This is a genomic window from Nonomuraea sp. NPDC048892, assembly GCF_040649735.1.
Classification (GTDB): Bacteria; Actinomycetota; Actinomycetes; order Streptosporangiales; family Streptosporangiaceae; genus Nonomuraea; species Nonomuraea maheshkhaliensis.
Window position 1 is genome coordinate 30,148 of record NZ_JBEZFZ010000017.1, and the last position, 11,994, is coordinate 42,141.

9 protein-coding genes are annotated in these 11,994 nt (G+C 70.7%); 3 read left to right on the top strand and 6 right to left on the bottom strand.

From position 1 onward, the window contains the following. Positions 1-51: 51 nt before the first annotated feature. From AB0C28_RS39090 to AB0C28_RS39100, 3 genes are read left to right on the top strand one after another with little or no spacing between them, the layout of a single operon-like run. Positions 52-1,494 (top strand): glycosyltransferase family 2 protein, encoded by a 1,443-nt coding sequence (locus AB0C28_RS39090; RefSeq protein WP_358080421.1) that lies wholly within the window; start codon positions 52-54, stop codon positions 1,492-1,494. A gap of 48 nt (positions 1,495-1,542) precedes the next feature. Then, a complete protein-coding gene (locus AB0C28_RS39095) occupies positions 1,543-2,508 on the top strand; it encodes a CDP-alcohol phosphatidyltransferase family protein (protein WP_357847810.1) in 966 nt (321 codons plus the stop codon). 22 nt (positions 2,509-2,530) lie between these two features. Continuing rightward, positions 2,531-3,568: a sulfotransferase gene (locus AB0C28_RS39100; protein WP_358080422.1), complete on the top strand. Its 1,038-nt coding sequence runs from the start codon at positions 2,531-2,533 to the stop codon at positions 3,566-3,568. A gap of 89 nt (positions 3,569-3,657) precedes the next feature. Here AB0C28_RS39100 and AB0C28_RS39105 read toward each other — a convergent pair whose 3' ends face one another. From AB0C28_RS39105 to AB0C28_RS39130, 6 genes are all read right to left on the bottom strand, one after another. Beyond that, positions 3,658-4,728 (bottom strand): glycosyltransferase, encoded by a 1,071-nt coding sequence (locus AB0C28_RS39105; protein WP_358080423.1) that lies wholly within the window; start codon positions 4,726-4,728, stop codon positions 3,658-3,660. Next, positions 4,725-7,412 (bottom strand): CDP-glycerol glycerophosphotransferase family protein, encoded by a 2,688-nt coding sequence (locus tag AB0C28_RS39110; protein WP_358080425.1) that lies wholly within the window; start codon positions 7,410-7,412, stop codon positions 4,725-4,727. Before AB0C28_RS39110 ends, AB0C28_RS39105 begins: the two co-directional genes overlap by 4 nt. Positions 7,413-7,503: 91 nt before the next feature. Further along, positions 7,504-8,217, bottom strand: a complete 714-nt coding sequence (locus AB0C28_RS39115; RefSeq protein WP_357847802.1) for an SRPBCC family protein — start codon at positions 8,215-8,217, stop codon at positions 7,504-7,506. Positions 8,218-8,292: 75 nt separating this feature from the next. Then, entirely contained in the window at positions 8,293-9,147 is an 855-nt protein-coding gene (locus tag AB0C28_RS39120; protein WP_326630871.1) for a xanthine dehydrogenase family protein subunit M, read from the bottom strand. Beyond that, complete coding sequence (locus AB0C28_RS39125; protein ID WP_357847800.1) at positions 9,144-11,477, bottom strand: xanthine dehydrogenase family protein molybdopterin-binding subunit; 2,334 nt, start codon at positions 11,475-11,477, stop codon at positions 9,144-9,146. The genes AB0C28_RS39120 and AB0C28_RS39125 overlap by 4 nt, the downstream gene beginning before the upstream one ends. Continuing rightward, positions 11,474-11,956: a (2Fe-2S)-binding protein gene (locus AB0C28_RS39130; protein WP_106236243.1), complete on the bottom strand. Its 483-nt coding sequence runs from the start codon at positions 11,954-11,956 to the stop codon at positions 11,474-11,476. Before AB0C28_RS39130 ends, AB0C28_RS39125 begins: the two co-directional genes overlap by 4 nt. Positions 11,957-11,994: the final 38 nt, after the last annotated feature.

The following is an 11,994-nucleotide window of genomic DNA, read 5'->3' on the forward strand; positions in this document are numbered from 1 at the left end:
GCTCACGTCATGCTGCCCTCGAACCACACCGAGCCTAGGAGTGAATTCGGCATGATCCCCCTGCTCAGCGTCGTCGTCCCGTTCTACAACGTGGAGCCGTACCTCACCGAGTGCCTCAAGTCGCTGGCCGCGCAGACCCTCGACGACATCGAGGTGATCCTGGTGGACGACGGCTCCGTGGACGGCAGCCGGCGCGTCGCCGAGGACTTCGCCGCCAGGGATGAGCGCTTCGTCCTGATCGGTCAGCGCAACCTGGGCCCGGGCCCGGCTCGCAACCAGGCGGTACGTCAGGCGCGCGGCGCCTACCTGGCCTTCGCCGACAGCGACGACGTCGTGCCGCCGGAGGCGTACGAGCTGCTGGTCGGCAAGCTCGCCGAGACCGGCTCCGACCTGGCCTGCGGCGCGGTGCGGCGGCTGGTGGACGGCGAGCTGGAGGAGTCCGTCCTGCACGAGAAGGTGTTCAGGCGGCCGCAGCTGTGCACGCACATCACCGACAAGCAGGTGCTGATCAGGGACCGCACGGTGTGGAACAAGGTCTACCGGCGCGACTTCTGGGAGCGCTGCGGCCTGAGCTTCCCGTCCGGCATCTACGAGGACGTGCCCGTCGCCATGCAGGCCCACGTGCTGGCCACCAGCGTGGACATGCTGGGCGAGGTGGTCTACCACTGGCGCAAGCGCGAGGAGGGGGAGCACTCGATCACGCAGCGCCGTTCCGAGCTGTCCAATCTGCGCGAGCGGCTGACGGCCATCCAGTCGGTGCGCGCCTTCCTGGACGAGCGCGCGCCCGAACTGCTCGACGGCTTCGACGCCCTGGTGCTGGAGAAGGACACCGTCTTCCTGTTCCAGGCGCTGGAGCGCGGGGAGGAGGATCCTGGGCCGCTGCTCGACCTGGGCCGCGCCTGGATGGCCGCGCTCGGCCCGCACGTGCTGGCGAGCGCGCCGTCGTTGCGCCGCCTTGAGCTGCACCTGCTCGGCCGCGGCCTGATCTCGGAGCTGCGCGCGGTGCGCGAGTTCCGGCGCGGTCGCGAGGACCTCACCCGGGTGGTCCCGCGCGGCCTGCGCGTCACCAACTGGTACGGCGACTACCCCTTCTTCCGCAGCCGCCGCCTGCGCATCCCCGACGAGGTGTTCGACGCCCGCGACGAGGTCAAGCTGATCGCCAGGGTCGACGCGTGCGAGTGGACCGGCGCCGAGTACCGCCTGCGCGCCCACGTGGCCTTCCACCGCGTCGATCGCAGGATCCCCAAGGTCGGCCTGTGGCTGAGCGACGGCAAACGCCGCGTCCCCCTGGAGACGCGGCGGCGGGGCCGCTACGGCGTCGTGGCCACGATCGATCCGGGCCGCCTGGACGGCGCGGGGCCGTGGCGGCTGCAGGTGCGGGCCGAGCTGCGCGGCCTGGTGTTCAAGGGCTGGTGCCGGGACGGGGAGGCCGGCTCCGCGTGGCGGTTTTCCGTGCCGGGTTGGTCAAGAAGCGGCATGGACATCCCCCAGTAGTTCCAGACAGTAATCGCTCGGGCTCGGTGCGTGGTCATGCTGGAAGGCATGAGGACCTATTCGCTCGATGACGTCCACGAGACACGCAAGCGGAGAGACTCCTGGTGGACCGTGTATTTCGTGGACCCGGTCGCCTGCCGGGTCACCCTCCCCGTCGCCAATCACACCCGGTTGACGCCCAACGGGCTCACCGTGATCTCGCTGGTCCTCGGCCTGGTCTCGGCCGCCTGTTTCGCGACGAACCAGCTCATTGCGGGCGCAGGCTTCTTCTATCTCAGCTTCATGATCGACTGCGTGGACGGCAAAGTGGCCCGGCTCAAGGGCACGGGGACGCCCTTCGGCCTCTGGCTCGACTACGTGGGGGACCGGGTCAGGGTCGTCCTGTGTGCCGGGGGGCTGGCATACGGGCAGTACACGCTGACCGGCGACGTGAGCTTCGTCGTCCTCGGGGCGGCGGTGGCCGTGCTCGACCTGTTCAGGTACGTCAACGCGCCGCAGATGAAGCGTGTGCGCGAGGCGGTCAGGGAGGAGCGGCAGGAGAACGGGCTGGAGCCGCTGGGGCCTGACCCGCTGGCGGTGGACATCATGTCACCGGATCCGCTGGCGGCCGATCCCCTCACGGGGGATCCCTTCGCGGCGGATCCCTTCACGCCGGGCCCGTACCCGGGCCAGTACAGGGCGGATCCCTTCTCGGTGGATCCGCTGGAGCCGCCGGAGCGGGAGCGGATGGGGCGGGGGCCCCGGCCGCGCGCGTTCTTCCGGCTCTTCAAGCGGCTCAACAGGTTCCTGGCCCGCCACCGCGTCCGCTCGCACTTGGTGAGCGGCATCGAGTTCCACGCGGCGGTGTTCGTGATCGCGCCCCTTGCGGGGGCATGGGCGCTGATCCCGCTGGCCGCCGCGTCCGGAGCTCTGCTGCTCGCCAACGAGATCTTCCTTGTCTACCGGATGTGGCTCTTCACGCGCAGGCACGGCGCGAGCTCGTCTCAGGAGAGCCGAGAACACGTTCTTGTCTAAGTTTTTCGGGGGTTAGTACGAAATGTCAGACCGACCAGTCTTCGTCATCGGATGCCCGCGGTCCGGCACCACGATGCTCCAGCTGATGCTCCACTCGCACCCCCGCATGGCGGTGCCGCCGGAGACGCGCTTCCTCATTCCCGCTTACTACCGCCGCCGCACGTGGGGGGACCTGCGGCTCGACCAGCGCCGCCGCGCGCTCGCCGAGTGGATCGCGACCGACCGCAGCACGAAGTTCCGCGAGCTCAAGATCGACAAGGACGAGTTCGTCAGGCAGGCCATGGAGGGCCCCGGCTCGCTCGGCTCGGTGATCGGCACGGCCTTCCGCATGTACGCCGACCGGTTCGACAAGGCCCGCTGGGGCGACAAGCGGCCCAGCTACGTCAAGCAGGTCGACCTGCTGCTCCGGCTCTTCCCCGACGCCCAGTTCATCCACCTCATCAGGGACGGCCGCGACTGCGTGGCCTCGCTGAAGGAGATGCCCTGGTACACGCTCGACTCCTTCCACGCCGTCTCCACCTGGGCCGAGGCCATCGACGCCGGCGGCCGGCTCAGGCGCACGCTGCCCGACGACACCTACTACGAGCTGCGCTACGAGGACCTCACCGACGACCCGATGACCGAGCTGAAGAAGCTCTGCCACTTCCTGGACGAGGACTTCTCCCCGGCGATGATCTCGCCGCGCGAGGCCGCCAGCGTGGCCGTGCCGCAGCACAAGGTCTGGCACAGCAACACCCACCGCGAGGTCACCCGCAGCCGGGTCGGGAGCTGGGCGAACCGGCTGGACGACTGGGAGATCGCGCTGTGCGAGCACATGCTCGGCGACCGCCTGGAGTCCATGGGCTACGAGCTGACCGGCGCGCCCAAGCCGGCCAAGGAGCACGTGACGGCCGCGCAGAAGACGATGCAGAAGCGCAAGGCCAGCCGCATGCGCAAGGCCATGCGCGACCGGTTCAACCGGCTGCGCGAGCCCAGCCCGGTGGCCGCCATGCTCACCACCCGCCAGCGTTCGCTGGCCGGGGTGCCGCAGCAGCGCAAGGAACTCACCGAACCGGTCTGAGCCTGACAGCCTGGGAGTCGGCACAGCTTTGAGCGCTCAGCGCTCGATGCCGTCTTGAGAGCTCAGCGCTCCATGCCGTTTTTGAGCGCTCAGCGCTCGATGTGAGCGAAGAGCGACTCCCAGCGGTCCAGCACGTGGTCGAGGCGGAACGCCTCGGCCCGTGCGCGGGCGTCGGCCCCGAGCCGGCGCCGCTCCTCCTCGTCCCCGGCCAGCCGGGCCAGCTCCGCCGCGAACGCGTCCACGTCGCCCGGCGGCACCAGCACGGGACCGGCCGAGCGCACCCCTCCCGACACGTCGAACGCCACCGCGGGCACCCCGCGCGCCGCCGCCTCCAGCAGCACGATCGGCAGCCCCTCGTGCTCGCTGGTCAGCGCCAGGACCGAGGCCGCCAGGTACTCGGCCGGCATGAGCCAGGCCGGCACCAGCCCCCTGAACACCACCCGGTCGGCCACGCCGTCCCGCTCCGCGTGCGCGCGCAGCCGTTCCCGCTCGCCGCCGTCCCCGATGAGGTGCAGCTCCCACGGGCGCGGCAGCTTCGCGCGGGCGAACGCGCTGATCAGCCGGTCGAACCGCTTGACGCCTTCCAGCCGGCCCACGCCGAGCACGCGCGGCGAGGCGAGGTCCGACATCTCCTCCGGCCAGTCCGCCAGCGGGTTCGGCAGCGTGTACGCGTTCGGCAGCAGCGCGTGCTCGGAGAACAGCCTGGCGTCGTCGTCGCTGAGGAAGAGCGCCTGGTCGAGCCCGGCGTAGTGGCGGCGGATCGAGGCCAGGTGCCAGCAGCCGCGGGCGTGGTCGTACGAGCTGTGATACTGACCGATCGGCCGGAACCCCTCGGGCAGCAGCCCCGACAGCCTGGCCACCACGGACGGCGAGGTCAGGACCGCGTAGCCGGGCCTGATCCGGCGCAGCAGCTCCTTGAGCCGCCGATCGCTCAACCGGCGCGCCAGCGGGCCCTCGGACGCCCGGCGGCCGATCACGTGCCGCTGGTAACGCGGGTGCCGGACGTAGCGGAACGGGCTGGCGGCCGGTTGCAGGCCGATGACGTGCACCTCGTGCCCGCGCCGTGCCAGGCCCTGGGCCAGGGTGTGGGTGACCTGCTGGGTGCCGCCGAGCGTGTCGGCGTCCAGGCAGGTGAAGACGACCGTCGCTGCGCCACTCATTGGGCGCCCTCCCTGGAGTCCTGTCTGGCATCCTCACCGGCGTCGGCGAAGAAGTCGGCGACGATCCTGGCCGCCGCGTCGCCGTGCTCGTCGGCGCACCACAGCTCGCGGAAGGCCGCGTACCGTTCGGCGTAGGAGGCGTGCACGGCGGGCAGGTCGCGCAGCGCGGCGATCAGGTCTCCGGTCGTCGCGACGCACGGGCCTGGGGCGATGGCCGGCAGGTCGTGGTAGACGCCGCGCTCGGCGAGCCGGTAGTCGTCCCAGTCGTCGATGTAGAACAGCATCGGCTTGCCCGTCAGCGCGTAGTCGCACATGACGGAGGAGTAGTCGGTCAGCAGCGCGTCCGAGGCCGGCATCAGATCGTTGATGTCCGGATACGACCCGGCCGAGCGGACGAAGTGCTTGAGGTGCTCGGGCGGCTGGTAGCGCTCGACCGGATGCGTACGCAGCAGCACCACCCAGTCCTCGGCCAGCTCCTCGGCCATGAGCTCCAGGTCGGCCCGTACGGACCGGCCGCTGCCGATGCCCCGGTCCCGGTAGGTGGGCGCGTAGAGCAGCACCCGGCGGCCGGGCGGCACCTCCAGCCGCCGCCGCACCTCGGCCGCCTTGTCCGCCTGGTCCACCGCCGGCTCGGCGCGGACGAGGGCGTCGCACCGGGGCGTGCCGCACCGGTACACCTTGCCCGAGTAGCCGTTCGACGGCAGGAACACCCGCGAGAACTCCGCGCTCGGCGACACCAGCGCGTCCCACCGCGCGACCGCCGCCCGCCACCGCGCCCGCGGCTTGTCGAAGTCGCCGCGCAGGTCGGGCGCGTCGAACCCGATCGACTTGATCCCCTGCCCGTGCCACGTCTGCAGGTAGCGGGTGCCCTTGGGCTTGGGGTAGTCGAGCGGGAAGCCGTGGCTGTCCACCCAGACGCCGGCCCTGGCCATGGTGTAGATGTAGCGCCAGCTTCCGCGGCGGACGAGCCGCACGTCCGCGGGGAAGTTCCTGCGTCCCCTGGCCACCGACCAGACCACCTCGATCGGCAGGCCGCGCCGGCGCAGCTCCTCGTAGATGGCCCTGGGGCTGCCGCTGTAGCCCTTGCCGACGTCCGACTCGAACAGGGCGAGGTCGTGCCGGCGCGGCAATACCTTGATCATCAGCTTGTACGCCCGCAGCTTGTTCGCCGGCGTGTTGACCCGCTTCATCAGCTGCCGCCTGATCCGCCGCCACACCGAGCGGGCGATGGAGTCGGGCCGTACGCACAGGTAGGCCGCGTAGCCCTCGACCTTGAGCGTGCAGCCGGGCAGCTCGATCGGCTCGGTGTGCGGGTCGGCGATGATCCGGTCGGTCGTGGTGTGCCCGTCGGAGGTCCTGGTGAAGCCGATGCGCGGGTCGCACCGGCCCTTGGGCGTGAACGTGACCCGGCTGACGTACCCGCCCGCGCTCGACGGCTCCGGCGCGATGGGCACCCGGTCCCTGCCGAGCTGCAGGAACGCCGTCCAGGCCGGCGGCAGCACGCCGAACGGGTCGTAGGTGCGCACGGTCATCCGCACCCGGTCCCCGTCGGAGGACAGGTCCGCCACCTCGTGCCGCAGCCGGGAGGAGGTGTAGGGCAGCTCGGCCAGCCGCAGCCGGGTGATGTCCATGCCGGGGGAGGCCGTCGTGCCCCAGTACGTCCGCCCGTCGAGCTGCACCGCCGCCCGCGGCGCCGCCCTGGGCCCGGTCAGCGAGCCGGCCGCGATGCGCAGGTCCTCGATCCGGTCGTCGAGGATGAGCCGGCAGCAGACCCGGTCGAGCGGGGCGATCCGCTCGAACACCTCCTCCGCCACCTCCTCCAGGTACGGCCGCACCACCGAGGCGAACTCCTTGACCCACACCAGGTCGCGCCGGGGCAGCGGGTTCAGGTAGACGCGCAGGTCCTGCCGGACGAACCGGTACTGCCGGTGCGGCACCAGGTCCGCGGCCCCGTGCTCGCGCAGGATGTCGTCGCTCAGCCGGGCCGCGATCACCCGTTGCCGCACGTTGTCCAGGTCGTCGATGCTGAGCGAGATGGAGTCGTTCACGGGCGCGCGGTGCCAGTGGTAGACCACCCACGGCACGACCGCGAACCTGCGGCTGGTCGCGTACAGCTCGGCGGCGAAGACGTGGTCCTCGTAGTGGATGTCCTCGGGGAAGCGCAGCACGTTGTCGCGCAGCCGGCCGACGTCGTAGAGCTTGTTGGTGCTGAAGCTGTCCAGGAACAGCTCGGGCTCCTCGCGGATGCCCTCGACCACCCGCCTTCTGGCGAACAACGACGGGTAGTACGGCTGCAGCCGCCCGCTCGGCTCGTACAGGCGGGAGATCTGCCCGGAGACGAAGTCGGCGCCGGTGCGTTCGATCTCGGCCAGCAGGCTCTTGCACGCGTGCCTGGGCAGCTCGTCGTCGCTGTCGAGGAACATGATGTACGGCGAAGTGGCCGCGTCGATGCCGTCGTTGCGCGGTGCGCCGCAGCCGCCGGAGTTGACCGGTCTGCGTAGGTAACGCACCCGCGGATCGGCCTGGGCGAGCCGCCGCGCCACCTCCGGCGTGCCGTCCGTGCTGGCGTCGTCGGCGATGATCACCTCAAGGTCGCGCAGCGACTGCCCGAGCACGGAACGTACGGCCCTGGGCAGGCGGGCCGCGTCGTTGTACGTGATGACGACGACCGTGCAGTCCGGCATCCCAGTCCCCCGTAGCTAGTTCTACCTGCGGGAATGGGACTTCCCTCAGCCACGGCGAAGTGTCCGGACTTGATGCACTATTTGCCGAAAATCACCGCATAAGGCGACGAATAATCCAGATGATGGCGAGCAGCACCACGAGCGCGCCCGCGACCGGCGCCAGCCGCTTCAGCAGCGGCTGCCCGGCGATCCGCAGCAGGTCGAGCGCCTCCTCGTCGGGCGTGCGCGAGGTGCGCAGCGGGGCCGCGGGCCGTACTTCCTGCTCGGGCGCCGGCGGCACCGCGCTCAGGTGCCGCTCCTCCTCCTGGCCCTGTTCTCGGCCCTGTTCTTGGACTGGGGGCACCTGTTCGACCGTGGGCTCGGAGATCAGCTGGGCCAGGTTGTCGGCGAACCTCTCGATGAGCTTGCCGCCGACCTCGGCCATGACCCCCCGCCCGAACTGCGCCGGCCGGCCCGTCACGTTGAACGACGTCTCCACCGTGACCAGCGTGGCCTCGTCGCGTTCGCGCAGACGCGCCTTGACCGTGGCGGAGGCGGTGCCCGAGCCCCTGGCCTCCTTGCCCGACGCCTGGATGGTGAGCGTGTAGGAGTCTTTGTCCACGTCCTGGAACTTGGCCGTGCCCCGGTAGGTGACCGTGATCGGGCCGACCTTGACCTTCATCCTGCCGGTGAACTCGTCGCCCTCGAAGACGTCGAGCGCCGCACCCGGCAGGCAGGGCGCGACCCGCTCGACGTCGAGCAGCACCGCCCAGGCCTGCTCGATCGGAACGGGAACAGTGAACTCGTGCTCGAACCGCATCGCCATCGATCCGCTCCTTCTCCCAGTGCCTGTGACGATATGCCGCAGCGGGGGCGCCCCGGAAGAGGCGCCCCCTTCAGATCACGGCGAGGCCGTCGCCGTCCGCACCGCGCGGTGGGTCAGCACCCTGGCCAGATGCCGCCGGTAGTCGGGCTGGGCGTGCAGATCGGCGGGCGGAGAGGTGTCGGCCGCCGCCTCCTCGCACGCCTGGCGTACCTGATCGCCCAGCTCCACGCCCTGCAACGCGGCCTCGGTGGCACGGGCGCGCACCGGAGTGGCGCCCATGTTGGTCAGCCCGATCCTGGCCTCGGCGATCGAGCCGTTGGAGCGCCTGACCGCCGCCGCCACGCCGACGATGGCCCACGCCTGCGCGGTCCGGTGGAACTTCTCGTAGTGGAAGCCCCAGCCCGCGCCCAGTTTCGGCACCTTCACCCCGGTCAGGATCTCGCCCTGCCGCAGCGCCGACTCCCAGTAGTCGACGAAGAACGCGGCGGCCGGGATCTCCCGCTCGCCCTGCGCCGAGGCGGCCACGAACACCGCCTCCAGCGCCAGCGCCACCGCCGGCAGGTCGCCGGCCGGATCCGCGTGGGCCAGCGAGCCGCCGAACGTGCCCCGGTGCCTGATCGCCGGATCGGCCACCTGGGCCGCGGCCAGCGCCACCAGCGGGCAGCCGTCCCGCACCACGGGCGAGCGCAGCACCTCGTCGTGCGTGGCCATCGCGCCGATGAAGACGTGGTCACCGCGGTCGTGCACGCCCTTCAGTTCGGCGATCCTGCCGACGTCCACCAGCTTCGACGGGTAGGCCAGCCGCAGCCGCAACAGCGGCAGCAGCGACTGACCGCCGGCCAGGACCTTGGCGTCCTCGTCCGAGGCGAGCGCCTGGCACGCCTGCTCCAGCGAGCTCGGACGTTCGTAGTCGAACTGAGCGGGAATCATCGCCGCACTCCTTCCAGGGCCCGCCAGACGCGCTCGGGCGTGCACGGCATCCGTAGGTCCTCGATCCCGTACGGCCGCAGCGCGTCCACGATCGCGTTCACCACGGCCGGGGTCGAGGCGATCGTGCCCGCCTCGCCGACGCCCTTGGCGCCCAGCGGGTTGCTGGTCGCCGGGGTCTCGGTCCGGTCGAGGGTGAACATCGGCAGGTCGGCGGCCGACGGCAGCAGGTAGTCGGCCATCGTGGTGGTGAGCAGGTTGCCCTCGGCGTCGTACGTGGCCTCCTCGAAGAGCGCCTGCGCGATGCCCTGGGCGATGCCGCCGTGGACCTGGCCCTCCACGATCAGCGGGTTGACGACCTTGCCGATGTCGTCCACCGCCACGTACGAGCGCAGCTTCACCATGCCCGTCTCCGTGTCGACCTCCACCGCGCACAGATGGGTGCCGTGCGGGAAGGAGTAGTTGTCCGGGTCGAACGTGGCGTCGGAGTCGAGGCTCGGCTCGACCCCTTCGGGTAGGTCGTGCGCGGTGAACGTGGCGTAGGCCAGTTCCTGGATCGTCTTGCTCGAATCCGTGCCGCGCACCTTGAACGCCCCGGCCTCGAACTCCAGGTCGTCCGGCGAGCACTCCAGCACGTACGCGGCCAGCTTGCGGGCCTTCTCCTTCACCTTCTCGCACGCCTTGAGCACCGCGACACCGCCGACGACCAGCGAGCGCGAGCCGTAGGTGTCCATGCCCTTGTGCGCGATCGCCGTGTCGCCGTGCAGCACCGTGACGTCCTCGAACGGCACGCCGAGCGCGTCGGCCACGATCTGGCTCCACGACGTCACGTGGCCCTGCCCGTGCGGCGAGGTGCCGGTGATGACCTCGACCTTGCCCGTGGGCAGCATGCGCACCGAGCCGTGCTCCCAGCCGCCCGCGCCGAAGTTCGCGTCCGCCAGCCACCGGGACGGGGCCAGGCCGCACATCTCCGTGTACGTGCTGACGCCGATCCCGAGCTGTACCGGGTCGCCCCGGTCCCGCCGGTCGGCCTGTTCGGCGCGCAGCTTGTCGTAGCCGAACAGCGACAGCGCCCGGTCGGTGGCCGCCTCGTAGTTGCCCGAGTCGTACGTCAGCCCCGAGATCGTGGCGTAGGGGAACTCCTCGTGCTTGATCCAGTTGCGCCTGCGCACCTCGACCGGGTCCACGTTCACCGCGGCCGCGAGCTCGTCCATCATCCGCTCGATGAGGAACGTGGCCTCGGGACGGCCCGCCCCGCGGTAGGCGTCGGTCGGCATCTTCGTGGTGAACACGCCCGTGCAGTTGAACTGGTACGCGTCCATCTTGTAGATCGCGTTGCACATCGACGCGCCCAGCAGCGGGATGCCCGGCGTGAGCAGCATCAGGTACGCGCCCATGTCGGCCAGCAGGCTGACCTGCAGCCCCCTGATGCGCCCGTCGGCCTCGGCCGCCAGCCGTACGTGCTGGATCTGGTCGCGGCCGTGGTGCACGGTCAGGTTGCCCTCGGAGCGCGACTCCGTCCACTTGACCGGCCGGCCCAGCTTGCGGGCCAGCAGCAGGCAGAGCACCTCCTCCGCGGTGACCTGCAGCTTCGAGCCGAACCCGCCGCCCACGTCGGGCGCGATCACCCGCAGCTTGTGCTCGGGGATGCCGGTGACCACGGCCAGCATGACCCGCAGCACGTGCGGGATCTGCGTGGACGACCACAGCGTGAACGACTCGCCGTCGGTGTCGGCCAGGATCGCCCGCGGCTCCATCGCGGTCGGGATGAGCCGCTGCTGGACGAAGGTCCGGTCGACGACGACGGGCGCGTCCCTGAACGCGGCCTCGATGTCGCCGAAGTCGGCCGTCATCTCGTACGCCTTGTTGCCCGTCTCGTGCACCTTCGGGCTGTCCGGCGACAGCGCCTCGGTCATGTCGACCACCGCGGGCAACGGCTCGTAGTCGACCTCGATCGCCTCCAGCGCGTCGGCCGCCCGGTAGCGGTCGACCGCGATCACGCAGGCCACGGCCTCGCCCACGTACCGGACCTCGGAGACCGCCATCGGCGGGTGATCGGGGATCACGATGTCCTCGGTGACCGGCCACGCGCACGGCAGGCTGCCCTGCTCGGCGGCGAGATCTTGGCCGCTGAAGGCCGCCACGACCCCGGGAAGCGCACGCGCCCCCGACACGTCCACCCCGGTGATCCTGGCGTGCGCCATCGGGCTGCGCAGGAACGTCACGTACAGCATCCCAGGACGGGACAGGTTGTCCGTCCACTGCGTGCGGCCCGTCAGCAGCCTGGCGTCCTCTTTGCGCTTACGCGGCCTGCCCACCTCCTGAACGGTCACGGCGTGCTCACCGCCTGACCCATCTCCTGCGCGCCCTTGCGGACGGCGCGCACGATGTTGCAGTAGCCGGTGCAGCGGCAGAGGTTGCCCTCAAGCCCCTGTCTGATCGTCTCTTCCGACGGCTCAGGGTCCTCCCTGAGCAGGTCTATCGCGGCCATGACCATGCCGGGCGTGCAATAGCCGCACTGCAGCGCGTGCTCCTCGTGGAAGGCCCGCTGCATCGGGTGCATCTCACCGGCCGCGCCCAGGCCCTCGATCGTGACGACGTCGCCGCCGTCGGCCTGCACGGCCAGCACCGAGCAGCTCTTGACGCTCTTGCCGTCGAGCATCACCGTGCAGGCGCCGCAGTTACTGGTGTCGCATCCGACCGGGGTTCCGGTCTTGCCCAGTCGTTCTCGTAGGAGATGAACGAGCAGGAGTCGCGGCTCGACTTCCTCCTCGTACGTGATCCCGTCGACAGTGACGGTGATTCGGGGCATACGTCCTCCCTCATTGAGCAGGGGGGGAAAGGCGGACA

What these genes read in the sequence shown, in the direction of transcription:
- AB0C28_RS39090 (WP_358080421.1), top strand. Translation starts at nt 52, where the DNA reads ATGATCCCCCTGCTCAGCGTCGTCGTCCCGTTCTACAACGTGGAGCCG.
- AB0C28_RS39130 (WP_106236243.1), bottom strand. Translation starts at nt 11,956, where the DNA reads ATGCCCCGAATCACCGTCACTGTCGACGGGATCACGTACGAGGAGGAA.
- AB0C28_RS39095 (WP_357847810.1), top strand. Translation starts at nt 1,543, where the DNA reads ATGAGGACCTATTCGCTCGATGACGTCCACGAGACACGCAAGCGGAGA.
- AB0C28_RS39115 (WP_357847802.1), bottom strand. Translation starts at nt 8,217, where the DNA reads ATGGCGATGCGGTTCGAGCACGAGTTCACTGTTCCCGTTCCGATCGAG.
- AB0C28_RS39120 (WP_326630871.1), bottom strand. Translation starts at nt 9,147, where the DNA reads ATGATTCCCGCTCAGTTCGACTACGAACGTCCGAGCTCGCTGGAGCAG.
- AB0C28_RS39105 (WP_358080423.1), bottom strand. Translation starts at nt 4,728, where the DNA reads ATGAGTGGCGCAGCGACGGTCGTCTTCACCTGCCTGGACGCCGACACG.
- AB0C28_RS39100 (WP_358080422.1), top strand. Translation starts at nt 2,531, where the DNA reads ATGTCAGACCGACCAGTCTTCGTCATCGGATGCCCGCGGTCCGGCACC.
- AB0C28_RS39110 (WP_358080425.1), bottom strand. Translation starts at nt 7,412, where the DNA reads ATGCCGGACTGCACGGTCGTCGTCATCACGTACAACGACGCGGCCCGC.